Consider the following 24,060-nt stretch of genomic DNA (forward strand, 5'->3'; position numbering starts at 1 on the left):
GGATCGCGCGCTGTCCAGCCTTACAAACAAGCAATTTTTTCTGCCTTGGCTGATGATTTCTTAGGCCTACTCCATGTGACCCGTCAGGTTGTGCGATTTCAGCAGCTCCTCGGCGTCCTGACGGTGCCTTCTGCCCGCCCGTACGTCGCCGGTCCGGTCGCACGCGTCGGCGAGTCTGAGCAGCAGCGCCGCCCGCAGCCGGCCGTCCTCCGCCTCCCGCGCGGCCTGGAGGGCCTGCCGGCATACGCGGACCGCCTCCTGAGGACGCCCGGACCGCTCGTGCACCCTCGCGATCTCGGCCAGCGCACGGGCATGCGCCCCCGCGTCGCCCAGCCTGCGGAAGTTCGCCGCCGCCGCGCGCCACTCGCGCAGCGCGTCACCGAAGCACCCCGCGCCGGTGTGCACGGCGCCGAGCCGCCCGTGCAGCCGGGCCGCAGCGGCACGGTCGTCCCGGGCCTGGTGGTGGGCGAGGGCGCGGCCGTACCAGTCGGCGGCGCGTTCCAGGTCGCCCATGTCCTCGTACGTGGATCCGATGGATTCCAAGGCCCGGGCCGCGGCCGGGTGGTCCTGCGTGACGCGTGTCTCACGCCCGGCGCTCCCCTCGCGCCCGGTGCGCTCACGCGCGCCGCCCTCCCCCTCACGTGCCGTGTCCAGCGCGGCCCGGTAGCGCGTGAGGGCCCGCGTATGCCTGCCCGTACGAGCGTCCAGGTCGCCGAGGTTGAGCAGCGCCGCGGAGCGCTCGCGCTGCAGGGCGGCGCGTTCGGCGACGTCCAGGACGAGTTCGTGGAGCCGGTAGAGCTCGGGGGCGGCCTCCTCGGGCGAGCGGTGCGCGTCGAAGGCGCGGGCCAGCGCGGAGATCAGACGCCGCGCGAGGCCGTCGAGCCTGCCGCCGCCCTCGGCGACGGCGAGCCTGGCGGCGGCCAGTATCGCGGGACGCCGGGCCTCCAGCCACTCGCGGGCCTCGCGGCGCGTGCCGAAGCGGACCGAACGCGGCAGGAAAGCCAGCCGCTTGCGGGCCTCGGAGCCCTCCGGCTCGGTGATCGCGTGGCACGCCCTCAGCTGCCGTACGGTCCGCTCCAGCATCCGCGCACGCGCGAGCACCGTCTCCTCCGGGCCCTCGTGCTCGGCCAGTTCGGCGCGCAGCAGCGGGTCCAGGCAGCGCGGCACGGCGTAGCAGCCGGGTGTGTGGGTGCTGGTGCGCAGCAGCCCGAGCCGGAGGAACTCCGCCAGGATCTGCCGGGCGGCGGCCACGGAGCAGCCGGCGAGCGCCGAGGCGGTGTGCGCGTCGACGAGGCCCTCCGGGGCGAGGGCGAGCATCCGCAGCACACGGGCGGGCGGCTTCGTCAGGGAGCGGGCGACCAGGCGGAAGGCACGCTCCAGCGCGTCTGTCTCCGGCAGCTCGGCGAGCCGCTTGGCGGCGTCGGCCACGGAGAGCTTGGGCCGCGCGGCGAGCCATCCGCCCGCGAGCACCAGGGCGGCGGGCAGGTGTCCGCAGGCCTCGGCGACGAGTTCGGCGCTGCGCGGGTCGACGGTCGTACGGTGCGGGGCGCCGGCACGCGCGGCGAGCAGCGACACGGCGGCGTCGCGCCCGAGTCCTCCGACGGTGCAGGGCCGTACGTCCGGCACTCCGGTCAGCGGCCCGGCGGAGACGGCGACGACGAGGCAGTCGCGGGTGTCGGGCAGCAGGTCGAGGACCTGCTCGGGCAGGGTCACGTCGTCCAGGAGCAGCAGCACCCGGCGCCGTCCCAGCTCGGCCCGGAGGGTCTCGGTGAGTTCGTCCTCGTCGGCGCCCGCGGGGACGGGGTCGGGGCCCAGCGCGGCGAGCAGGTCGCGCGCGGTGCGTTCGGTCGGTACGGGGGTGCCGCCGGGCTCGGTGAGCCGTGCCCGCAGGACGCCGTCGCCGTACCGGGCGGCGGCCTGACGTGCGAACGCCTCGGCCAGCGCCGTACGTCCGGACCCGGGCCTGCCTGCGACGAGGAGCACGCGGCTGTGCGGCGAGGGACGCCCGGAGAGGGTGTGCAGACCGGCCCGCTCCATGTCGGCCCGCATCTCGGCGAGTTCCTTCTCGCGGCCCGTGAAGTGACCGCCGGGCGCGGGGATCCGGGTGGTTCCGGAAGGACCGGTGCCTTCGCTGCCGCCGGAGGTGCCGGTGGCTGCGGCGCTTCCGGAGGTGCCGGTGGAGGTGCCGGTGGAGGGACCGGTGCCTTCGTTGCTTCCGGTGTCCCCCGCGCTTCCGGTTCCGCCGCTGTTCCCAGCGTCTCCGGTGCCCCCCGCGTCTCCGGTGCCCCCGGCGTCTCCGGCTGTCCCCGCGGGCTGCACCGCTTGATCCGTCACGGGCCACGCTCCCGTCCACCTGCGTCTGCGCGTACGAGCCCCCGCCGCAGCCGCGACCGGGAACGCACAGAGCGTAGTTCACCGCAGGCAGCGGTACGCGGTGCCCGCGCCGCAGGCACCGGGCTGCGGACGACTCCGGTTCAGCACCCGCCGCGGGCCCCCGGCACGGGCCCTGGAGGAGCCCAACCCGCCCCCGCCGGACGCTACTTCTCGAAGGGACGCGCAGGCCACGGCGCGTCGGCCTCGCGCAGCGAATCGAGTCCCGGTCCGGAACGGGCGGCGACCAGGGTCATGACGCCCACCACCAGGCAGTTGTTGTGCAACTCCCCCGCCAGTACGCCCCGCACCAGGTCAGGCACGGGCACGCGCGCCAGCTCCATCTCCGCCTCCTCCTCGGAGACTTCGTAGCGTTCGCCCTCGGCGGCGCCGACCCCGCGCGCGAGGAAGATGCGTACGGCCTCGTCGGAGCCGCCGGGGGTGGTGTAGACGTCGGCGAGCACGCGCCAGTCCTCGGCCTTGACGTGGGCTTCCTCGTACAGCTCGCGCTGTGCGGCGTGCAGCGGGTTCTCACCGGGGACGTCGAGGAGCCCGGCGGGGATCTCCCAGAGTTTCTCCCGCACGGGATGCCTGTACTGGCTCAGCACCAGCACCCGGTCCTCCTCGTCGAGGGCGAGCACGGCGACCGAGCCGGGGTGCACCTGGTAGTCGCGGCGGACCACCGAGCCGTCCGGCATGACGACGTCGTCGGTGCGCACACCGGTCTTCTTGCCCTGGAAGGGCGTTTCGGTCGCGGTGACCTCCCACACCTCGGGAGCGTCCGCGACGTGCTTTCCGGGGTGCCCCGGCAGCATGCTTTCCGTCATGTCTGCCTCCGCCATGCCTCAGCCCTCGCCCTGCTGCCGTGCGACCGCGGCGGCGACCAGCCCGGCGAAGAGCGGGTGCGGGCGCGTGGGTCGCGAGCGCAGCTCGGGGTGGGCCTGGGTGGCGACCAGGTACGGGTGCACCTCGCGCGGGTATTCCAGGTACTCCACCAGCTTGTTGTCGGGCGAGGTGCCGGAGAAGAGCAGGCCGGCCTTCTTCTCCAGCTCGCCGCGGTAGGCGTTGTTGACCTCGTAGCGGTGCCGGTGGCGTTCCTCCACGTACGGTTCGCCGCCGTACACCTCCCGCACGATGGAGCCCTCGGCGAGCTTCGCCGGGTAGAGGCCGAGCCGCATGGTGCCGCCCATGTCCCCGTCGCCCGCGACGATGTCGAGCTGCTCGGCCATGGTGGAGACGACCGGGTGCGCCGTCCCCTGCTCGAACTCGGTGGAGTTGGCGTCCTCGATGCCGGCCAGGTTCCGTGCGGCCTCGACGACGATGCACTGCAGACCGAGGCAGAGGCCCAGGAGCGGGATCTTGTTCTCCCGGGCGTAGGTGATGGAGGAGAGCTTGCCCTCCACGCCGCGCTCGCCGAAGCCGCCCGGGATGCAGATCGCGTCGCAGTCACCGAGCTGTCTGCGGGCGCCCTCGGGGGTGCGGCAGTCGTCGGAGGTGACCCACTTGACCTTCACGCGGGCGTTGTTGGCGAAGCCGCCGGCGCGCAGCGCCTCCGTGACGGACAGATAGGCGTCGGGCAGGTCGATGTACTTGCCGACGAGTGCGACGGTCACCTCGTGGTCGGGGTCGTGCACCCGGCGCAGCAGGTCGTCCCACTGCGTCCAGTCCACGTCGCGGAAGGGCAGGTCCAGCTTGCGCACGACGTAGGCGTCCAGGCCTTCCGCGTGCACGACCTTCGGGATGTCGTAGATCGACGGGGCGTCCTTGCAGGCGATGACGGCGGAGTCGTCCACGTCGCACATCAGGGAGATCTTGCGCTTGATCGAACGGGGTACGTCCCGGTCGGCGCGCAGCACGATCCCGTCCGGCTGGATGCCGATGCTGCGCAGCGCGGCCACGGAGTGCTGGGTCGGCTTCGTCTTCAGCTCGCCCGAGGGGCCGATGTAGGGAAGCAGTGAGATGTGCACCACGAAGACGTTGTCCCGGCCGACCTCGTGGCGGACCTGGCGCACGGCCTCCAGGAAGGGCAGGGACTCGATGTCGCCGACGGTGCCGCCGACCTCGGTGATGACGACGTCCACGTCGTCGGTGGCCATGCGGCGGATGCGGTTCTTGATCTCGTTGGTGATGTGCGGGATGACCTGCACGGTGTCGCCCAGGTAGTCCCCGCGCCGCTCCTTGGCGATCACGGAGGAGTAGATCTGCCCTGTGGTGACGTTCGCGGAGCCGTCAAGGTCGACGTCGAGGAAGCGCTCGTAGTGCCCGATGTCGAGATCGGTCTCGGCTCCGTCGTTGGTGACGAACACCTCGCCGTGCTGGAAGGGGTTCATGGTGCCCGGATCGACGTTCAGATACGGGTCCAGCTTCTGCATGGTGACGCGCAGGCCCCTCGCCTTGAGCAGCGCGCCCAGGCTGGAGGCGGTGAGCCCCTTGCCGAGTGAGGAGGCCACACCCCCCGTGACGAAGAGGTGCTTGGTCGTCATGGACGTGGGCGGCAAAGCCAAGAGGTGCTCCCGTGGTAGCGAGGTGGGTGCGCACCGGCACCCCGACCTCGGTACGCAGGGCTGCGCAGCGGATGTTCAGGGGTACCGTCGCTGCGGCTCGGGGGGCTTTCCGTGCCGGAGATTCGAGGACGAATCCGGGAACTCTCGCCCACCGGTCCACGGGCCACCAGGGTATCAGCGACCCTCCGGGGGTGTGTCTCGCCGTGTGTGCGACTGCGTCCGGCATCACAGCTGAGCGGCTTCGCCGAGGCCCTCGCACTCCCCTACGGTGAGGGCATGGTCGCACCTGGTGAGCGGCTCCGCGCAAGCTCACCGGGTCGGCTCATCCGTACTGGCTAGAGCATGGGCGGGACGCCTGCGCTCCGTCGTATCCTGCTCGGACGCTCGATCGGACACATGATTGAGCTGGACGGAAATCCGCAGGTCATCGCACGTCCCACGGGGCGAGCCACAGTTCGACTGGAGATATACGTGGCTGGGCGCATCGAAGATTACGCACTCATCGGGGACATGCAGACAGCAGCCCTGATCGGCCGGGACGGCTCGGTGGACTGGCTGTGTCTGCCGCGCTTCGACTCCCATGCGGTCTTCGCGAGCCTTCTGGGTACGGAAGAGCACGGCTGCTGGCGGGTGGGGCCCGCCACCACGGGCGGTGCGGAACCGCCGAGGGCGGACCGCCGGCGTTACAGCGGCGACTCACTCGTACTGGAATCGGAGTGGGACACCCCGCGCGGCACGGTCCGCGTCATCGACTTCATGCCTCCCCGCGAGCAGCACGCGCCGCAGCTGGTGCGGATCGTGGAGGGCGTCAGCGGCCGGGTGCCGATGCGTTCGGCGCTGCGCATGCGCTTCTCCTACGGCTGGGTCGTGCCGTGGGTGCAGCAGATCGAAGGCCGCACGGTCGCGGTCGCCGGCCCCGACTCGGTGTGGCTCGACACCGAAGCCGAGACCTACGGCAAGGATCTGACCACCTACTCGGACTTCACCGTCGCTCCCGGGGAACGGATCGCGTTCACCATCAGCTGGCAGGCGTCGCACAAGAGCCCCCCGGCCGAGCCGGACGCGGAGGCGGCGCTGGAGGCGACGCAGAGCTTCTGGAGCGAGTGGGTCGACCACTGCACGTACCACGGCCCCTACCGCGAGGCGGTCGTACGGTCGCTGATCACTCTGAAAGCGCTGACGTACGCCCCGACGGGCGGCATCGTCGCCGCCCCGACCACCTCGCTTCCCGAGTGCATCGGCGGCATGCGCAACTGGGACTACCGCTACACCTGGCTCCGCGACGCCGCGATCACGCTCTCCTCCCTGCTGCGCACCGGCTACCACCAGGAGGCGCTGGCCTGGCGCGAGTGGCTGCTGCGCGCGGTCGCGGGCGACCCGGAGAACCTGCAGATCATGTACGGAATCGCCGGCGAGCGGGAGTTGAGCGAGGCCGAACTGAACTGGCTTCCGGGGTACGAGAATTCGACCCCGGTACGGATCGGGAACGGAGCCGCGGGCCAGCTCCAGCTCGACGTCTACGGCGAGGTCACCGAGGCCCTGCACCTGGCGCACATGACGGGTCTCTCGCGCAACGACTACGCCTCGCTGCTGCAGCTGAAGCTCATCGGCTACCTGGAGGACCACTGGGACGAGCCGGACGAGGGCATCTGGGAAGTGCGCGGCCCGCGGCGCCACTTCGTGCACTCCAAGGTCATGGCGTGGGTGGCGGTCGACCGTACGGTCAAGCTGATCGAGTCCGGCGACGTGGACGGCCCGCTGGACCGGTGGCGGGATCTGCGCGACGAGATCCACCGCGACGTGTGCGAGAAGGGTTACGACAAGGAGCGCAACACCTTCACGCAGTCCTACGGTTCACGCGAGCTGGACGCCTCGCTGCTGCTGATCCCGCAGATGGGCTTCCTGCCGCCGGACGACAAGCGCGTCATCGGGACCATCGAGGCGATCCAGCGGGAGCTGTCCACGGAGGACGGCTTCGTGATGCGCTACCCGACCTCCCAGCTCGAGGCCGACAACGTCGACGGACTCCACGGCGAGGAGGGCGCGTTCCTGGCGTGTTCCTTCTGGCTCGCCGACGACCTGGCGATGATCGGCAGGGTGGAGGAGGCGCGGAAGCTCTTCGAGCGGCTGCTCTCGCTCCGTAACGACCTGGGACTCCTCGCGGAGGAGTGGGACTCGCGGGCGCAGCGCCAAGTGGGCAACTTCCCGCAGGCCTTCAGCCATGTGCCGCTGATCGACACGGCGCTGCGGCTGACGGCGTCGGGCGCGTACAGCGGCTGACCGTCCGGAGCGGCCGCGGAGCGCGGCGCACTCGGACGCAACCACGCCCGCTGCCCGGCGACAACCGGCAGCGGGCGTGGAGGTGAGGGACGGGTTCCCCCCGGGGTCCTGACGGCCCCGGGGCACCCCACCGAGCCGCACGGCCCGGTGGGGGACCCCCCGCTGGCGGGGTTGCGGAGGGTGCTCCCGTTGGCAGATTCCCTCAGAACGGGGTCAGCGTGAGCGTCATTTCGCTGGCCCCGCCGTCTTCGATGTACGAGGCGAACCCGGCGACGTCGTCGAAGGCGAAGCCGTAGGCCTTGCCGTCCTCGGTTGCCGCGTGCATGGCCTTCACGTACTCGTGGACGACGTCTCCCTTGTAGAACTCCGCGGGGTCGGTGGTCGGCTGCTCGGCGATCGAGGCGAGAGTCGACCGGTTGAACGCGGCGCCCACGATGGCAGCCACCGGACCGGTCGTGCCGTCGTTCGGGGCGGCCAGCTCGCCGTCGCAGAAGAGGATGTCCTTCGTGCTGGGCTTGTTGAAGGAAACCTCGCCGGGACCGGTGAAGGACAGCTTGTCGCCGCTGACCTTGCCGGTGAACTTGCCCGCGTTGGTGGTGACGACCAGTTCCTTGGAGGAGTAGGTCTCCCACACTTTGTCGGTGTACGCGTCGAAGAAGCTCTCCGAGAACTTGCCTTCGCCCAGACCATGGCCGGGGGCGATGACGCGCTTGTCGTCGATCACCAGGTCGCCGAAGCCCTCGGCGCCCTTGACTGCCTTGAAGACCTGGTCGCGGCCGCCCTGCTTCAGGAAGCCGGTCTTCTGGTCCTTGTCGCCCTTGAGCTGGATGCCCAGTGGCACGCTGAACATGTCGACCATGGTGGTGTTGCAGTACATCGCGCCGCCCTTGTATGTGAACTCGGCGCAGTCGTGCATCACGTTGAAGTTGGGGTCGCCCGACACCCAGCCGGCCGGGTAGGCCAGCGCGGCCGAGCCGTCGCCGCCCTCGACCGCCTTGATCTTCAGCTTCTCGCCGCAGGCGACGTAGATGCGGCCGGACATCTCGGGGAGCTGGAGCGTCGTCGCCTCGCCCGTGAGCGGGATGGCGTAGTCGGTGAAGCCGTCACCGCCGTTGTCGCCGACTGAGACCGGCTTCAGTTCGCCCTCGGGGGTGACGCGGACCTGGTTCTTGCCGTCGTTGCCCACGATGTAGACGTGGACCGACTTGCTGTCGAACTCACCGCTGTTGTTGACGATCTTCAACGACAGGGGCGCGGCGGCCCTGCCCGGCTTCTTCCGTGTGACTCCGCCGGCCTGGGTCACCAGGAGTCCGGCCGCCGGTGCGGCGATGGCGGTCGCGGCGGCACCGCGGATGAGGGACCTGCGGCTGATCACTTGGAGGCACCTCCGGTGCTCTCGACGGACACGTAGTCCACGGTCAGGGAGTGGCCGGACTCGGTGGCGGCCGTGGGGGTCTTGGAGCCCGCGACGCCGTCGGGGAAGGCGCCGCCCATGGCGAGGTTCAGCAGGATGAAGTGGCCGTGATTCGTGGCGTCGGCCCAGGTCTTGGCGTCCATGTCCGACTCCTTGACGGAGTGGAACTGCTCACCGTCGACGTACCAGCGCAGCTCTTCGGTCCCGCCGCTGCGGTCCAGTTCGATCGCGTACTCGCGGAATTCGCCCTTGCAGTCGCCGGAGCAGTCGCGCGCCTTGCCAATGCCGGTCGTCTCGTTGCACGGACCGCCCGGGTTGACGCCGCAGTGCAGCACACCGTGCGTGGTGTTCTGGCCGTTGACGTTCTCCATGATGTCGAACTCGCCCACACCGGGCCAGTTGTGGTAATTCCCCCGGTACGCGTCGCCCAGGGTCCAGAAGGCCGGCCAGTAGCCGAGTGCCTTGTCGCCCGAGACGTTCGGGAGTTTGAGGCCCGCCTCGATGCGCATCTTCCCGCCCTCGGGGGCGGCGAAGTCGGTGCGCTGGGTCTCGATGCGCGCGGAGGTCCAGTTCTCACCGTTCTTCTTGGCGGTGATCTTCAGGTGCCCTTCACCGTCGAGCTGGATGTTCTCCGTGCTGTCGGTGTACTCCTGGATCTCGCCGGTGCCCCAATTGTCGGGGCCGCCCGGGTAGCTGTGCCCCTTGTCGATGATCCAGTCGTCGCCGGAGGGGAGGGATCCGGCGTCGCCGTCGAAGTCCGTGCGCCAGACCTCCTCCAGGGCTGCCGCCTTCTTCTGCGCCTTCGCGGCCGTGCCGCCCTCGTCGGCCGCCGCGTACGGGGCCACGCAGGTCCCGATGGCGGCGACGGCCGCGATACCGGCAAGTGCCCAGCGCCGTCTGTCGCTCTTCAAGAGCATGACTTACGCTCCTCGTTGGTGGGGGGTGAGAGCGCTCTCACGTCATGGGCAGCACAGTACTTCAGAACGCTCATTGGTCAAGACCTAGGTAAAGAAAGAGGAGTTGTCTGTGCACACTTTCCGCGGATCCCGCCCGACCCTGGAGGCCGTGGCGTCCCACGCCGGGGTCTCGAGGGCGACGGTGTCGCGGGTGGTCAACGGGGGTCCAGGCGTCCGCGAGGAGGTCCGTGAGAAAGTGCGGCACTCCGTCGAGGAGTTGGGGTACGTACCCAACAACGCGGCCCGCACCCTCGTCACCCGGCGCACCGGTGCCGTCGCCGTCGTCATCGCCGAGCCCGAGAGCCGCGTCTTCGCCGACCCGTTCTTCGCACAGCAGTTGCGCGGTATCAGCCGTGAACTGTCCGATCACGACACGCAGTTGCTCCTGATGATGCTGGAGCGGCAGAAGGACTACGCACGCATCGGACGGTATCTGTCGGCCGGGCACGTCGACGGAGCGCTCATGTTCTCCCTGCACGGCGACGACCCCCTGCCCGCGATGGCGCTGCAGACCGGACTGCCGGCGGTCTTCGGCGGCAGGCCCGGCTGGCCCGGCGCGGAGGACGACCCGGATCTGCTGTACGTCGACACCGACAACAGGGGCGGGGCACGGCAGGCCGTTGCTCATTTGCAGGAGCGAGGCCGCCGCACCGTAGCCGTGATCAACGGCCCCCTCGACCAGACCTCCGCCCTGGACAGGCTCCACGGCTACTGCGACGCCCTGGGCATCGGGGCACACGAGGCAGATCCGTCACTCGTCGCACAGGGCGACTTCACCGCCGAGGGCGGCGAGCGTGCCATGGCCCGGCTGCTCGACGTCTCCCCCGGTCTCGACGCCGTCTTCGCCGGGAACGACCTGATGGCCTCGGGGGCGCTCCGTACGCTGCGGGCCCGGGGACGCAGGGTGCCCGACGACGTCGCCGTGGTCGGCTACGACGACCTGGAGCCGGCGGCGTGGGCCGAGCCGCCCCTGACGACGGTGCGCCAGGACGTGGAGGGCATGGGCGGGATGATGGCGGAGCTGCTGCTGCGCCGTATCGGGCTGGCCGAGGAGAGCGTGGACGCGGCGCCCCCCCGGCCCGTCGTCACACCGGCCACCCTGGTCGTACGCGACTCCAGCTGAGGGGTGCGGGAGGACGGACGGGTCCGGGGGCGGTCCCGGCCCGCGGTGCGTTCCTGGCCTGGCCTGGCCCTCAGGGGCGTCCCTCGCAGGCCAACTCGTCGTAGACGCTGAGGACATGGGCCACCGTGGCCTCCTCGCTCGGCCACTCCGCGGCCCGGGCCCAGCCCTCGGCGGCGAACCGCTCACGGCGCACGGGATCGGCAAGCAGGCCGGCCACGGCGGCGGCGAGGGCGGCCGGATCGCCGAAGGGAATCAACTCAGCCGCCTGGCCGACGAGTTCGGGCACCCCGCCGACCGCGGTGGCGACCAGTGGGACCCCTTCGTGCAGTGCCTCCTGTGCAAGCAGCGGCCGGCCTTCCCAGCGCGAGTTGAGGAGCGCGACGTCGGCGCCGGCAAGCAGTTCGAAGGCGTCCTCACGCCGGCCCAGCAGCCGTACGGGCAGCCCTTCGTCGTCGATGCGCCGCTGCAGCTCCGTCCGCTGCGGCCCTTCGCCCGCCACCGCCAGCAGCGGCTGCGGATCGAGATGCCGCCAGGCACGGGCGGCGGTCAGAGCCGTCCCGTAACCGTGACGGTCGTCGAGGCGGCCCACGGAGAGGACCAGCGGGCGCCCCACAGCGCCCACTTCGGCGCGCGACTTGTGGCGCCCGCGGCTCTCGACCGCCGCCCGGGGCTCCAGCGGGGTCTCGTCGCGGCCCGGTCCGGGAAGGACGACGGGTGCGAGCCGGGCGTCACGTGCGCCGCGCCGCCGTGCCCGGTCCACGAGGTCTGTGGTGACGGCGAGAACGACCGAGGCGCTCCGTGCGACCCGCCGCTCGATCAGCCGCCGAACTTGCGCCCGCGCGCCCGACGCGTGCCCGCGGTGGTGCCAGGTGACGACGAGCGGCACCCGGCGGGCGCGGCCTGAGAGGGCCAGCGTGGTGAGGGCCAGCAGCCCGGCGCGCACCCCGTGTGCGTGCACCAGGTCGGCGTCCGCGCACAGGCGCCGGAGCACTGCCGCGGCCTCCGGCTCGCTCTGGGCGGGGAGCGGCGCGAAGTGGGCCCCGGCACCCCTGAATCCGTACACCGCCTCCGCGCCGGGCGGTGCGCAGACCGTCACCCGCAGTCCGCGTGCCACGAGCCCCTCGGTGAGCGAACGCACATGCGCGCCGGTGCCGGCGCTCGCGCCGTCCACGACCTGGAGGGCGTGCTGCGGCCTGCCGACGGCGGACGGCGGGGGCGACGTGGGGGGAAGGCTCACAGCCGGTCGAGCTCCAAAGCGGTGTCGGGGTCGGTTTCGGTCTCGGGATCGGTCGGTCGGTCTTGTTCGGTCACGGTCACGGGGTCGGTCTCGGACGGGGCTGCACGAGGCCGGCGGCGGGCTCGAACCGGGAAGTGGTCCGGGTGGACCGGATGGTGCGGGGCGGCCCGCAGGTGTGGGCACGGTACGGTCACGGGCCGCGCCCAGCATGCCAGCCGGTACGGGGCTCACGGCACCGCGCCCGGGCCGCCGGTGCGGCACGTCGCGCCCGTACGGTACCGCTATCACTCACCCGGGTGACCTCGCCGGGCCTCAGTGCGACCGGGGGGCAGGGCGCGTTCCGGGAGCAGGGGTACCGGCACGGGCATCGGCGCGGGCGCGGGTGCCACTTCGACCGCCGTCCGGCGTCAGGCGCCCGTACGGGCCGCTTCCAGCAGTTCCTCCGCGTGGGCACGGGCCAGTTCGGAGTCCTCCTGCCCCGCGAGCATGCGGGACAGCTCCCGCACCCGGGCCTCGCCCTCCATGGCCTGTACGCCGCTGTGTGTGACGGAACCGTCGTCGGTCTTCTCCACGACCAGATGGCGGTCGGCGAACGCGGCGACCTGCGGAAGGTGCGTGACGACGACGACCTGTGCGGAACGGGCCAGCCGCGCCAGCCTCCGCCCCACCTCGACCGCCGCCTTGCCGCCGACTCCCGCGTCGACCTCGTCGAAGAGGTACGTCGGCACGGGGTCCGCACCCGCGAAGACGACCTCGACGGCCAGCATCACGCGGGAGAGTTCGCCTCCGGAGGCGCCCTTGGCGACGGGACGCGGCTGCGCCCCGGGGTGAGGTGCGAGCAGCAGCTCGACCTCGTCGGTGCCGTGCGGCCCGAACGCGACGCTGCGGCCGTCCAGTTCGAGCCCGGGGGCGCCCGCCGCGGCGTCGCTGCGCCTGAGCGAGAAGGAGACCCTGGCGTGCGGCATCGCCAGTTCGGACAGCTCCTCGGTGACGGCGTCCGCGAAGCGCTTCGCCGCGTCCGTACGGGCGTCGGTCAGCAGCTGTGCCAGACCGGTCAGTTCGGTGACGAGGGCGTCGCGCTCGGCGGTGAGTTCGCCGATGCGCTCGTCGTCGCCCTCGAGTTCGGCGAGGCGTGCGGCGCTCTCCTCGGACCAGCTGAGTACCGACGCGATGTCCTCGCCGTACTTCCGGGTGAGCTGGGCCAGGGCCGCGCGGCGCTCCTCGACGGCGGCGAGGCGCAGCGGGTCGGCGTCCAGATTGCCTGCGTATCCTGCGAGTTCGCCCGCCACGTCGCCCATCAGGATGGAGACCTCGCCGAGCCGGTCGGCGAGCGAGGCGAGCGCCGGGTCGTGGGCGCGCTGGGCCTCCAGGGCGCGGTGCGCGGCCGAAACGAGCGCCGCCGCGTCGGAGTTCTCGGGGCGCCCGGAGTCCTCGGGGTCGCCCGCGAGGGCGGCGTGTGCGGTGCTGGCGGCCGACGCCAGGGCCTCGGCGTGGCCGAGGCGTTCGGCCTCGGCGGCGAGTTCGGTGTCCTCGCCCGGCCGCGGCTCCGCCGCCGCGATCTCCTCGAGGCCGAAGCGGAGCATGTCCGCCTCCTGCGCGCGTTCCCGCGCGAGGGTGGTGATCTCGTCGAGTTCGCCGCTCACCCGGCGCAGCCGCTGGTACGCGGTGGACCACTGCCCGAGCGGCACGGAGACGGACTCGCCCGCGAAGCGGTCCAGTGCCTGCCGCTGGCGTGCCGGGCGCAACAGCCCCTGCTGGTCGGTCTGTCCGTGCACGGCCACGAGGTCGTCGCTCAGCTCGGCCAGCAGCCCCACGGGCACGGAACGGCCGCCGACGTGCGCACGTGAGCGGCCTTCGGCGGAGAGCGTGCGGCTGACGAGCAGCGCCCCGTCGTCGAGTTCGGCGCCGGCTTCGCGCGCGCGGACGGCCGCGGACGCCTCCGGCGGCACGACTATCCGCCCCTCGACGACGGCCGCGCTCTCCCCCGCCCGTACGAGGGCGGCGTCGGCCCGTCCGCCGAGCAGCAGCCCGAGGCTGGTGACGACCATGGTCTTGCCCGCTCCGGTCTCACCGGTCACCGCGGTGAAGCCTGGGGACAGTTCGACGACAGCGTCGTCGATGACGCCCAGGGACCTGATCCGCATCTCCTCCAACACGGGTACGACCATACGCAGTCCACGGAGGTACCCCCACCCTCCCCCGGAGACTTCGCCCTGGGTGGGGGTCTCCTGGGGGCACCGCCCGGGAAAGCCAGGGGGAGGAGCGAGGGGGAGTACCCCCAGGCCCGGACGGCCCCGCTCGTACGGGCGCGGAAGACGGCGCGCAGACGGCATGCAACGGGCACGGAGCGAGGAGCGGAAACGGCGCGGAGCGCTGCGCGGACGCGGCGTCGGAAGGGTGCCCCTCAGTTGGGCGCGCCGCGCCAACCGGCCACCGGCAGCGCGAACTTGGCGACGAGCCGGTCCGTGAACGACGCGTGGTGCAGCCGTGCCAGCCGCACCGGAACGGAGCCCCGGCGCACCTCCACGCGGGCGCCCGCGGGCAGCTCGACGCTGCGCCGTCCGTCGCACCACATCACACCGTGCGGCGTCTGCGGCTGCACCTCCACCGCGAGCACCGAGTCCGGCGCTGTCACCAGCGGCTTGGCGAAGAGCGCGTGTGCGCTGATCGGCACCATCAGCAGCGCCTCCACCTCGGGCCAGACGACGGGGCCGCCGGCGGAGAAGGCGTACGCCGTCGAACCCGTGGGCGTGGCACACACCACCCCGTCGCCGCCGAAGCGGGAGACAGGACGGTTGTCGACCTCGGTGACGACCTCCAGCATCCGCTCGCGGGAGGCCTTCTCCACGGACGCCTCGTTGATGGCCCAGTCGTGGTGCACGATCCGCCCGTCGGTGCGTACGAGCACGTCGAGCGTCATCCTCTCCTCGACCTCGTAACCACGGGTCACGACCCGGTGGACGACCCTTTCGAGGTCGTCGCGCTCGGCCTCCGCGAGGAACCCGACCCGCCCGAGGTTGACGCCGAGCATCGGCACGCCGGACGCGCGGGCGAACTCGGCTCCGCGCAGCAGGGTTCCGTCGCCGCCGAGCACGACGATCAGCTCACAGCCCTCGACCGCGTCCTCGGTGGAGGGGACCCTGTGCACCGGTTCCGGCAGCGGCAGGTTCGTGGCCTCCTCCTCCAGCACCCGCACGCCGATGTCCTTGCGCAGCAGCCCCTGTACGACCAGTTCGGCGCTGCGTACGGCGGCGGGGCGGCCGGTGTGGGCGAGCAGGAAGACCGTACGGGCGTCACTGGCTGTCGTCATTTCGGGCCCTCCGCCACAGCTCGCTCGACATCGGCCGCGTCGATCCCGGGTGCACCGGCGCGCAGCCACAGAAAGTACTCGACATTTCCGGACGGACCGGGCAGCTGGCTCGCGGTCACTCCCAGCGCGCCGAGTCCGTGCCCGGCTGCCTGCCCGGCCACTGCGAGCACCGCCTCCGCGCGCAGTGCGGCGCTGCGCACCACGCCTCCGCTTCCCAGCCTTTCCCTGCCGACCTCGAACTGCGGCTTGACCATGAGTACGAGGTCGGCCCCGGGTGCGGAGCACCGGACGAGGGCGGGGAGCACGAGGCCCAGCGGGATGAAGGACAGGTCGCCCACGACAAGGTCCACGAGGCGGCCGTCCACGTCCTCCGGCGTCAACTCGCGTACGTTCGTGCGGTCCTTGACGGTGACACGTTCGTCGCTGCGCAGCGACCACGCGAGCTGCCCGTATCCGACGTCGACGGCGACGACCTCCGCCACGCCGGCGCGCAGCAGCACGTCGGTGAAGCCGCCCGTCGAGGCGCCGGCGTCCAGCGCGCGGCGCCCCTCGGTGCGCAGGCCGCGCGGCCCGAACACCGCGAGGGCGCCCGCGAGTTTGTGCCCGCCGCGGGACACGTACTCGGGTTCGGAGCCGTCGTCCCGTACGACCACGGCGGCGCTGGTCTCCACCTGGGTGGCGGACTTCGCGGCGACGTTGCCGCCGACGGTGACCCGCCCGGCCGCGATCAGTTGGCTGGCGTGCTCGCGCGAACGGGCCAGCCTGCGGCGCACCAGCTCCGCGTCGAGTCGGCGTCGGGGCAAGAGTCAGCTCCGGGGGTACTGAGGCCCGGGCACGGGACGTCCGTGGCCGTGGCCGTGGGAGGAGACGGGCGCGGAGCCGGGGGCAGGGGCGGGCCGCGGTGCGGCGGCCGGGCCCGGGGCAGAGGCCTGCCGGTCGAGGCCCGCCAGCGCCTCGCGAAGCCCGCGGTGCACGTCCTCGTACACCTCGAGATGGCCCGAGACCGCGAGATGGTCGGCGTCCTCAAGACGTCTCAACTCGGCGTCCACGGGGGCGTGTCCCGTCAGCTCGACGTGCAGGCCCAGGGGGCGCGGCCCGTCTTCCTCCTCGTCCTGCTGCTGCTCCGGCTCCGCGTGCGGCGCGTGCCCGTCCGGCCCGCCGGGTGCGGGCTCCGCGTGCGGCACGCGCTCCTCGGGCTCCCCGTGCACCTGCTCCGCGGACTCGTCCGGCTCCGCCGCCCCGAAGGGCTCCGCCGCCTCCGGCTCCGCCTCCTGCGTGGGCTCCTCCGCCGGCTCCCCCGAGGACCAGGGTTCCACCGGTTCCGCCGTGCCCGCCCGCTCCGCGGGCTCTCCGTACTCCTGTGCCGGCAGTGCTCCCGGCATCGGCTCGCTCATGCCCCCGACGCTACCGCTTCCGACCTGCTGCCAGGCCCCCGGCTGTGCGCGGTGCTCAAACTCCCCGGGCCGCGCTCGTATTCTTCCTCGCAGCCGGTACGACCAGCGGCGTGCCCGACTCCGGATCCTCGATCACCCGGCACGGCATGCCGAAGACGTCCTCCACCAGCCGCGCGGTGACGACGTCGTCCGGCACGCCCTCCGCGACCACCTCGCCGCCGCGCATCACGATCAGGTGCGTGGCGTAGCGCGCCGCGTGATTGAGGTCGTGCAGCACCGCGACGAGCGTGCGGCCCTCCTCCTCGTGCAGCCGCGCACACAGGTCCAGGACCTCTATCTGGTGGGCGATGTCGAGGTACGTGGTCGGCTCGTCGAGCAGCAGCAGCGGCGTCTGCTGCGCCAGCGCCATGGCGATCCACACGCGCTGCCGCTGGCCGCCGGAGAGTTCGTCGACGAAGCGGCTCTCCAGGTCCCGCACACCGGTCGCCTCCATCGACTCCCGCACCACGCGCTCGTCCTCGCGCGACCACTGCCGCAGCAGGCTCTGGTGCGGATAGCGGCCGCGGCCCACCAGGTCGGCGACGGTGATCCCGTCGGGGGCGACCGACGACTGCGGCAGCAGCCCGAGTGTGCGTGCCAGCTTCTTCGCGGGCATGCCGCCGATGTCGGCGCCGTCCAGGAGCACGGACCCCGCGGCGGGACGGAGCATGCGCGAGAGGGCGCGCAGCAGCGTGGACTTGCCGCACGCGTTGGGGCCGACGACCACCGTGAAGGACCTGTCGGGGACGGCGACGCTGAGCTGCTCGGAGACGGTGCGCTGGTCGTAGGCGAGAGTGAGGCCCTCACCGGTGAGCCGGGCGGCGCCGCCGTCCGCACCTCCCCCGGGTGCGGCTCCGCGCTGTTCGTCCGCGGCGTCGGCCTGTCCGGGCCCGGCCTTCACGAACTCCGGTGCCGTCCGCGCGGTTTCCTCGTGCGCGGCGCGCCGGCCCGTCTCCTGCGTGGTGTGCTGACTCGTCACGGTCGCCGTCCTCGCAGTCCTGCTCGTACTCGTACCCACACTCGAACTCGCATTCCCGGTACTCATATCCGTCCCGCCTTGCGCTCCGTCGCCAGCAGCCACACCAGATAGCCGCCTCCCAGCACACCCGTGACCACGCCCACCGGCAACTGGTGTGCGCCGAAGGCCCGTTGGGCCGCGAAGTCCGCTGATACGAGCAGCGCGGCGCCCATGCACATCGAAGACAGCAGATTCGGCCCCGGCGCCTTCGTCAGGCGCCTCGCCAGCTGCGGCGCCGTCAGCGCCACGAAGGCGACGGGGCCCGCCGCGGCGCACGCGAGGGCAACGAGCAGCACCGCCGAGCCGAGCAGCACCAGCCGCACCCGCTCCACGCGTACGCCCAGGGCGCCCGCAGCGTCGTCACCCATCTCCATCATGCTCAGTGCGCGTCCGCACCCGATCAGTACGACCGGCACCAGCACCGCCATGGCGGCGAGCAGCGGTGCCGCGTCCCCCCAGCCGCGGCCGTCCAGGCTGCCGGTCATCCACAGCACCGCGCGCCCGGCCTCGGTGATCTGGGCCTTGGTGAGGAGGTATCCGTTGACCCCGGTGAGCATCGCGGCGACGCCGATACCGACAAGCACCAGCCGGTAGCCGTGCATGCCCCCGCGCCACGCCAGCCCGTACACGACGACTCCGGTGACGACGCCCCCGATCAGCGCACCCCCGGCGAGCGCCGCACTGCCTCCGCCGACGATCACGATCGCGGTCAGGGCCCCGCTCGAGGCGCCGTAGGTGAAGCCGAGCACGTCGGGACTGCCGAGCGGATTGCGCACCACCGCCTGGAACACGGCGCCCGCCAGCGCGAGGGCGGCCCCCACCGCGAGTGCCGTGGCCGTACGGGGGAGCCGCAGCTCGCCCACGATGAAGGCGTCCGCGGGATCGCCCTGCCCGACGAGCGCACGGATCACATCCGCGGGGGCCATCGGGTACTCGCCGCTGCCGATGGCCAGTACGCCGACGGCGAGCGCCAGCACCACGCAGGCCGCTCCCATGACGGCCGCCCGCGGCCGGAAGGTGACGGAGTATCCGCCCGCCGTACGTATCACGCTCATGCCTGGGCCACCCGCCTGCGCCGCACGAAGTACAGGAAGAACGGCCCGCCCAGCACGACGGTCACGATGCCCACCTGCAGCTCTCCCGGCCGCCCGAGCACACGGCCCAGCACGTCCGCTCCGAGCATCAGCACCGGCGCGAGCAGCACGCAGTACGTCAGCATCCAGCGCAGGTCGGGGCCCGTGAGGGAGCGCACCATGTGCGGCACCATCAGGCCGACGAAGACGATGGGCCCGCACGCGGCCGTCGCCGCCCCGCACAGCAGCGTCACCGCCAGGATGGCGACGCCGCGGGTGAGTTCGGGACGTGAGCCAAGGGCGCGTGCGGCCTCGTCCCCGAGCGCGAGCGCGTTGAGCGGACGGGCCAGGGCGAGGGCCAGCAGGACACCGGCGAGTACGAACGGCAGCGCCTTGATGTTGATGTCGTCCTGCGCACGCGCGAGCGAGCCGACCGTCCAGAAGCGCATGCGGTCCAGCGACGCCGTGTCCAGCAACTGCACCGCGCTCACATAGGAGATGAGCGCCGCGTTCAGCGCCGTACCGGCGAGGGCGAGCCGTGCCGGGGTCGCCCCCCGGCCGCCGCCCACCGCGTACACGGCCACGGAGACGGCGGCGGCACCGGCGAACGCGAAGCCGATGTAGCCCGTGTAGCCGGAGACCCCGAAGAAGGAGATCGCGGTGACGACGGCCGCGGCGGCACCGCCGTTGATGCCCAGCAGGCCGGGATCCGCCAGCGGGTTGCGGGTCAGCGCCTGCATCACTCCGCCGGCGAGGCCGAGCGCGGCACCTGCGAGCAGGCCCAGGACCGTACGCGGAAGGCGCATCTCGTGCACGACCGAGTACGACGGCGAGGCCGGGTCGGTCAGTCCTTGCAGCACCTCGGAGAGCGAGAGCTGCTTCGCGCCGACGGCGATGCTCAGCGCGAGCACGAGCAGCAACAGGCCCGCGGCGCCGAGGAGTCCGGCGGTGCGCAGCATGAAGCCGGTACGGCCGCCGTCCGCCGCGGGCCTGCCGCTCCGGGCCGGGCGTTCCGCCTTGCCGGCCTTGCCCGGCTCTCCCGTCTGCCCTGCCTTCGGGGACGGTCCGGCGTCGGCCGGCTCAGAGGGCGGTGAACTGCCCGATGTCTGGCGGGACTTGATGAGAGTCACGTACCGGCTCCGGTCGGGGACGGAGGCCTGAGGGCCCCCGGCCACTGGACAACAACGACTTTGGTTAGGTTAACCTAACTCGACATCGGCCCACAGCCGACCGTAGGACACCGAGAAGAGAAGGCTCTGTCATGCCCCATTCGTCCGCACGCCCTACTCTCTCCCGCCGCGGCCTGCTGGCCGCAGGCGGCGCCGCGGGTCTCGGTGCGCTGCTCACCGCCTGCGGAAGCGACGGCGGTTCGAAGTCCGCTTCGGACAAGGGCGGGGGCGCCTGGTCCTTCACCGACGACCGGAAGAAGAAGATCAGCCTCGACGCCGCGCCGGAGCGCATCGTCGCCTACGTCGGCACCGCCGCCGCCCTGCACGACTTCGGCGCCGGTGACGCGGTCGTCGGCGTGTTCGGGCCCACGAAGAAGAAGAACGGCGAGCCCGACGTCCTGGCCGGCGATCTGAACGTGAAGAAGCTGGAGATCATCGGCAACGCCTTCGGCGAGTTCGACATCGAGAAGTACGCGAAGGTCCGCCCCGACCTGCTCGTGACGAACATGTACGTCAAGGACGCCCTCTGGTACGTGCCCGAGGAGAGCAAGGCGAAGATCCTCAAGCTCGCCCCGTCCCTTGCGCTGAAGACGGCCGAGACGTCCATGCTGGATTCCATCAAGCGCTTCGCCGAACTGGCGGAGTCCCTCGGCGCCGACCTCAAGGCGAAGCGCGTCACCGACGCCAAGGACCGCTTCGAGAAGGCCGCCGAGAAGCTGCGCAAGGCCGCGAAGGCGAGCGGCGGACTGAAGGTGATGGCCGCCTCCGGCGCCCCCGACCTCATGTACGTCTCCGACCCGTCCGCCAACGCCGACCTGCGGTACTTCAAGGAGCTCGGCGTCGACATCGTCGTCCCGAAGAAGATCAGCAAGCAGGGCTTCTTCGAGGAGCTGAGCTGGGAGAACGCCGACAAGTACAAGGCCGACGTGATCATGCTCGACAACCGTACGCAGGCGCTCCAGCCGGCGGCTCTCAAGTCCAAGCCGACCTGGTCGGACCTCCCGGCGGTCAAGGCGGACCAGGTCACGACCTGGGACGCCGAACCCCGCTTCTCCTACGCGGGCGCCGCACCGCTGCTGGAGCAGCTCGCCAAGGCGGTCGAGGACGCGAAGAAGGTCAGCTGAGCGGCGGCGGGACGGCGGCCGCCCGCCGTCCCGCACCGCAGGGCACCGCGTACGCGCACAGCGGCACCGCACCGTGGACCGGCACAGGCCACCGGCACACAGGCACCCCGCAACGCCACGAACACCCCGCACAAGCACCGCGCACGGCACGGCCCACCCGGGAGGAGAACCGCAGCATGAGCACCGCAGCCCCCGAAGCCCCAGCCCGCACCGTCCCGTTCGAGTTCTTCGACACGCACGTCGTACGGACCCGCCGGCTCGGCCCGACGATGCTGCGCATCACCTTCGGCGGCGAGGCGCTGCGGCACTTCACCTCCGGCGGGCGCGACCAGCGCTTCAAACTCTTCCTGCCGCACCCGGGGCAGGACGCGCCGGTCGTACCGACGGACGCGGGCGACGCGTGGTTCACCGTCTGGCGGTCGATGGACCCGTCCGTGCGCGGGATCATGCGCTCGTACACGGTCCGGGAGCAGCGCCGCTTTCCGCAGCACGAGCTGGACATCGACTTCGCCCTGCACGGCGTCGGCGATCCGGCCGACGCCGCCGCCGCGGGCTTCGTACCGGCCNACGACCTGGGACGCCGAACCCCGCTTCTCCTACGCGGGCGCCGCACCGCTGCTGGAGCAGCTCGCCAAGGCGGTCGAGGACGCGAAGAAGGTCAGCTGAGCGGCGGCGGGACGGCGGCCGCCCGCCGTCCCGCACCGCAGGGCACCGCGTACGCGCACAGCGGCACCGCACCGTGGACCGGCACAGGCCACCGGCACACAGGCACCCCGCAACGCCACGAACACCCCGCACAAGCACCGCGCACGGCACGGCCCACCCGGGAGGAGAACCGCAGCATGAGCACCGCAGCCCCCGAAGCCCCAGCCCGCACCGTCCCGTTCGAGTTCTTCGACACGCACGTCGTACGGACCCGCCGGCTCGGCCCGACGATGCTGCGCATCACCTTCGGCGGCGAGGCGCTGCGGCACTTCACCTCCGGCGGGCGCGACCAGCGCTTCAAACTCTTCCTGCCGCACCCGGGGCAGGACGCGCCGGTCGTACCGACGGACGCGGGCGACGCGTGGTTCACCGTCTGGCGGTCGATGGACCCGTCCGTGCGCGGGATCATGCGCTCGTACACGGTCCGGGAGCAGCGCCGCTTTCCGCAGCACGAGCTGGACATCGACTTCGCCCTGCACGGCGTCGGCGATCCGGCCGACGCCGCCGCCGCGGGCTTCGTACCGGCCGGCCCCGCGTCCCGCTGGGCGGCCACGGCACGCCCTGGCGACCGCGTCACCATCCTCGGTCCCACCGTGGACGACAACGGCGGTGTCGACTTCCGTCCCGCGCCCGGCACCGACTGGGTACTGATCAGCGGTGACGAGACGGCGCTGCCCGCGGTCGCGGGCATCCTCGAATGGCTGCCCGCGGGCACACCCGCCAAGGTGTGGCTCGAAGTGCCGCACGCCGAGGACATCCAGACCCTTCCGACGGCCGCCGACGCCGACATCACATGGCTCGTGAGGGACAACACCACCGACCCCCGCACGGACTTCCACCTCGCCTCGGTCGCCTCGGCCCAGCTGCCGGACGGCACGCCCTACGCGTGGATCGCGGGCGAGGCCGGAACGGTCAAGGCGCTCCGCCGCCACCTGGTCGGCGAGCGCGGATTCGACCGCAAGCGGGTCAAGTTCACGGGCTACTGGCGGATGGACACGACGGAGGAGCAGCTCGTCGAGGAGGCCGTGGCGGCCGCTGCGGGCGCCACAAGCGAATGACGTGACACGGGCCGGGGGCCACCCGGGGGGGGCGACCGCCGGACCGGGACCGGCAACGGGACCCGGTCCGGCGGCCCTCGAAGCCCGCCTCCCCCAAGTCCCGCCTCCCCCAAGTCCCGGCTCCCTCAAGTCCCGGCCCTCTCAACGTCCGGGCGCGCGAGGCTCCGGCCCCTCGAAGCCGTCCCTCAGAGTCCCAGCCGTGCAAGGGCCTTGTCCGGCTCCAGCCCGCATCCGCCGTCCCCCGCCGCCGTCCAGGCCGCGCCGCACAACGCCCGCAGCCCGTCCAGCACTTCACCCTCGCCGTCCAGCACCAGCTCACCCTCGCCCGCCCTGGCAGTCCAGCCCCGGCACCCGAAGCCGGCTTCCGCGTCTCCAGTCAACTCCGGCTGCTCGCAGGCCAGTTCGCGCAGGTCGCGTGCCACGTACGCAGGGCGGTGCCCGGGCGGCGCGGCCAGCAGCTGTGCCGCGTCCGTCACCCCGGTCAGTACGAGCAGCGAGTCGACACCCCCCACGTGGGCGCCCTCGATGTCGGTGTCCAGACGGTCACCCACGACCAGAGGCCGCTCCGCTCCCGTACGCAGGATCGTCTCCCGGTGCATCGGCGGCCGCGGCTTCCCCGCGATCTGCGGCTCAGGAGCCTCACGCATCCACCGGGTCGCGATCCGTACGACCTCGACCGCCGCTCCGTTGCCGGGCAGGATGCCACGGGCGCCCGGGATCGTCCTGTCCGCGTTCGAGGCGAACCATGCGGCTCCGCGGCCGACGGCCACCGCAGCCTCGCCGAGCCGTCCCCACTGCAGCTGCGGGCCGCCGTAACCCTGTGCCACGGCGGCCGGTTCGTCGTCGGCCGAGTCGACGACGGTCATCCCCTGCTCGCGCAGCGCCTCCCGCATGCCGTCCCCTCCGATGACGAGGACGCGTGAGCCCGCAGGATGCTGCTCGGCGACGAGGCGTGCCACGGCCTGGGCCGAGGTGATCACGTCACCGGCGTCCGCGGGGACGCCCAGGTGGCTGAGGTGCGCGGCGACGACAGCGGGGGTGCGTGAGGCGTTGTTCGTCACATACGCCAGCCGCATGCCGGCCTCGCGCGCCTCCTCCAGCGACCGCACCGCATACGGGACGGCGTCGCCGGAGACATACACCACACCGTCCAGGTCCAGCAGCGCCGTGTCGTACGCCTCCCGCAGCGCCCGGCTGCTCCCGGAAGGCCTCGTGCGCACAGTGCCCGCCATGGTCTCTCGCTCTCCTCGCAACGGTCGCTCTTCACGGCCGGTCCACGGCCGGCT

Annotated in this window: 18 protein-coding genes and 1 pseudogene; 5 read left to right on the top strand and 14 right to left on the bottom strand. The window is 72.2% G+C overall.

Annotation, left to right across the window (positions count from 1 at the left end; translation table 11 throughout):
• Nucleotides 1-66: 66 nt before the first annotated feature.
• The 3 genes from AN215_RS03190 to pyrG form a co-directional block, all read right to left on the bottom strand.
• Nucleotides 67-2,049 (bottom strand): tetratricopeptide repeat protein, encoded by a 1,983-nt coding sequence (locus AN215_RS03190; RefSeq protein ID WP_079122649.1) that lies wholly within the window; start codon nt 2,047-2,049, stop codon nt 67-69.
• A 488-nt stretch (nt 2,050-2,537) separates the two neighbouring features.
• The gene (locus AN215_RS03195) at nt 2,538-3,197 is read right to left on the bottom strand and encodes an NUDIX domain-containing protein (RefSeq protein ID WP_245694173.1); all 660 of its coding nucleotides are present in this window, start codon (nt 3,195-3,197) and stop codon (nt 2,538-2,540) included.
• Between the two features lie 18 nt (nt 3,198-3,215).
• The gene (gene pyrG, locus AN215_RS03200; RefSeq protein WP_107374257.1) at nt 3,216-4,853 is read right to left on the bottom strand and encodes a CTP synthase; all 1,638 of its coding nucleotides are present in this window, start codon (nt 4,851-4,853) and stop codon (nt 3,216-3,218) included.
• 486 nt (nt 4,854-5,339) lie between these two features.
• Here pyrG and AN215_RS03205 point away from each other — a divergent pair, with 486 nt between their 5' ends.
• The gene (locus AN215_RS03205; RefSeq protein ID WP_070012526.1) at nt 5,340-7,154 is read left to right on the top strand and encodes a glycoside hydrolase family 15 protein; all 1,815 of its coding nucleotides are present in this window, start codon (nt 5,340-5,342) and stop codon (nt 7,152-7,154) included.
• A gap of 202 nt (nt 7,155-7,356) precedes the next feature.
• Here AN215_RS03205 and AN215_RS03210 read toward each other — a convergent pair whose 3' ends face one another.
• Together AN215_RS03210 and AN215_RS03215 are read right to left on the bottom strand one after the other, a co-directional pair.
• Nucleotides 7,357-8,529 carry a beta-1,3-glucanase family protein gene (locus AN215_RS03210; protein ID WP_070012295.1) on the bottom strand — a complete coding sequence of 391 codons (1,173 nt, stop codon included), beginning with the start codon at nt 8,527-8,529 and terminating at the stop codon, nt 7,357-7,359.
• Nucleotides 8,526-9,485 carry a glycoside hydrolase family 16 protein gene (locus tag AN215_RS03215; RefSeq protein ID WP_070012294.1) on the bottom strand — a complete coding sequence of 320 codons (960 nt, stop codon included), beginning with the start codon at nt 9,483-9,485 and terminating at the stop codon, nt 8,526-8,528. The genes AN215_RS03210 and AN215_RS03215 overlap by 4 nt, the downstream gene beginning before the upstream one ends.
• 148 nt (nt 9,486-9,633) lie before the next feature.
• On the opposite strand from AN215_RS03215, the gene AN215_RS03220 reads away from it, so the two are divergent.
• Complete coding sequence (locus AN215_RS03220) at nt 9,634-10,647, top strand: LacI family DNA-binding transcriptional regulator (protein ID WP_245694177.1); 1,014 nt, start codon at nt 9,634-9,636, stop codon at nt 10,645-10,647.
• 70 nt (nt 10,648-10,717) lie between these two features.
• Here the strand turns inward: AN215_RS03220 and AN215_RS03225 are convergent, their stop codons facing one another.
• The 8 genes from AN215_RS03225 to AN215_RS03260 all read right to left on the bottom strand — a co-directional run bounded on the left by AN215_RS03225 (nt 10,718) and on the right by AN215_RS03260 (nt 19,677).
• Nucleotides 10,718-11,884 (bottom strand): glycosyltransferase family 4 protein, encoded by a 1,167-nt coding sequence (locus AN215_RS03225; protein WP_070012292.1) that lies wholly within the window; start codon nt 11,882-11,884, stop codon nt 10,718-10,720.
• Nucleotides 11,885-12,291: 407 nt separating this feature from the next.
• Complete coding sequence (recN, locus tag AN215_RS03230) at nt 12,292-14,052, bottom strand: DNA repair protein RecN (RefSeq protein ID WP_070012291.1); 1,761 nt, start codon at nt 14,050-14,052, stop codon at nt 12,292-12,294.
• A gap of 236 nt (nt 14,053-14,288) precedes the next feature.
• Complete coding sequence (locus AN215_RS03235; protein WP_070012290.1) at nt 14,289-15,194, bottom strand: NAD kinase; 906 nt, start codon at nt 15,192-15,194, stop codon at nt 14,289-14,291.
• On the bottom strand, nt 15,191-15,997 hold the full coding sequence (locus AN215_RS03240; protein ID WP_070012289.1) for a TlyA family RNA methyltransferase: 807 nt from the start codon (nt 15,995-15,997) through the stop codon (nt 15,191-15,193). Before AN215_RS03240 ends, AN215_RS03235 begins: the two co-directional genes overlap by 4 nt.
• A gap of 3 nt (nt 15,998-16,000) precedes the next feature.
• Nucleotides 16,001-16,588 carry a hypothetical protein gene (locus AN215_RS30810; RefSeq protein WP_420856201.1) on the bottom strand — a complete coding sequence of 196 codons (588 nt, stop codon included), beginning with the start codon at nt 16,586-16,588 and terminating at the stop codon, nt 16,001-16,003.
• A gap of 55 nt (nt 16,589-16,643) precedes the next feature.
• Nucleotides 16,644-17,606 (bottom strand): ABC transporter ATP-binding protein, encoded by a 963-nt coding sequence (locus AN215_RS03250; protein WP_245694179.1) that lies wholly within the window; start codon nt 17,604-17,606, stop codon nt 16,644-16,646.
• A 62-nt stretch (nt 17,607-17,668) separates the two neighbouring features.
• Nucleotides 17,669-18,700, bottom strand: coding sequence for a FecCD family ABC transporter permease (locus AN215_RS03255; protein WP_070012287.1), 1,032 nt, complete (start codon nt 18,698-18,700; stop codon nt 17,669-17,671).
• Nucleotides 18,697-19,677, bottom strand: a complete 981-nt coding sequence (locus AN215_RS03260; RefSeq protein ID WP_070012524.1) for a FecCD family ABC transporter permease — start codon at nt 19,675-19,677, stop codon at nt 18,697-18,699. Before AN215_RS03260 ends, AN215_RS03255 begins: the two co-directional genes overlap by 4 nt.
• Before the next feature lie 302 nt (nt 19,678-19,979).
• On the opposite strand from AN215_RS03260, the gene AN215_RS03265 reads away from it, so the two are divergent.
• From AN215_RS03265 to AN215_RS03270, 3 genes and pseudogenes are all read left to right on the top strand, one after another.
• Nucleotides 19,980-21,011: an ABC transporter substrate-binding protein gene (locus AN215_RS03265; RefSeq protein ID WP_070012286.1), complete on the top strand. Its 1,032-nt coding sequence runs from the start codon at nt 19,980-19,982 to the stop codon at nt 21,009-21,011.
• Nucleotides 21,012-21,187: 176 nt separating this feature from the next.
• Nucleotides 21,188-21,541, top strand: a pseudogene (locus tag AN215_RS28330) (siderophore-interacting protein); the annotation flags it as partial.
• A 312-nt stretch (nt 21,542-21,853) separates the two neighbouring features.
• Nucleotides 21,854-22,774 carry a siderophore-interacting protein gene (locus tag AN215_RS03270; protein ID WP_070012285.1) on the top strand — a complete coding sequence of 307 codons (921 nt, stop codon included), beginning with the start codon at nt 21,854-21,856 and terminating at the stop codon, nt 22,772-22,774.
• Nucleotides 22,775-22,959: 185 nt separating this feature from the next.
• Here the strand turns inward: AN215_RS03270 and AN215_RS03275 are convergent, their stop codons facing one another.
• Nucleotides 22,960-24,006 carry an HAD hydrolase-like protein gene (locus AN215_RS03275; protein WP_070012284.1) on the bottom strand — a complete coding sequence of 349 codons (1,047 nt, stop codon included), beginning with the start codon at nt 24,004-24,006 and terminating at the stop codon, nt 22,960-22,962.
• Nucleotides 24,007-24,060: the final 54 nt, after the last annotated feature.

Source organism: Streptomyces abyssalis (assembly GCF_001751365.1).
GTDB lineage: Bacteria > Actinomycetota > Actinomycetes > Streptomycetales > Streptomycetaceae > Streptomyces > Streptomyces abyssalis.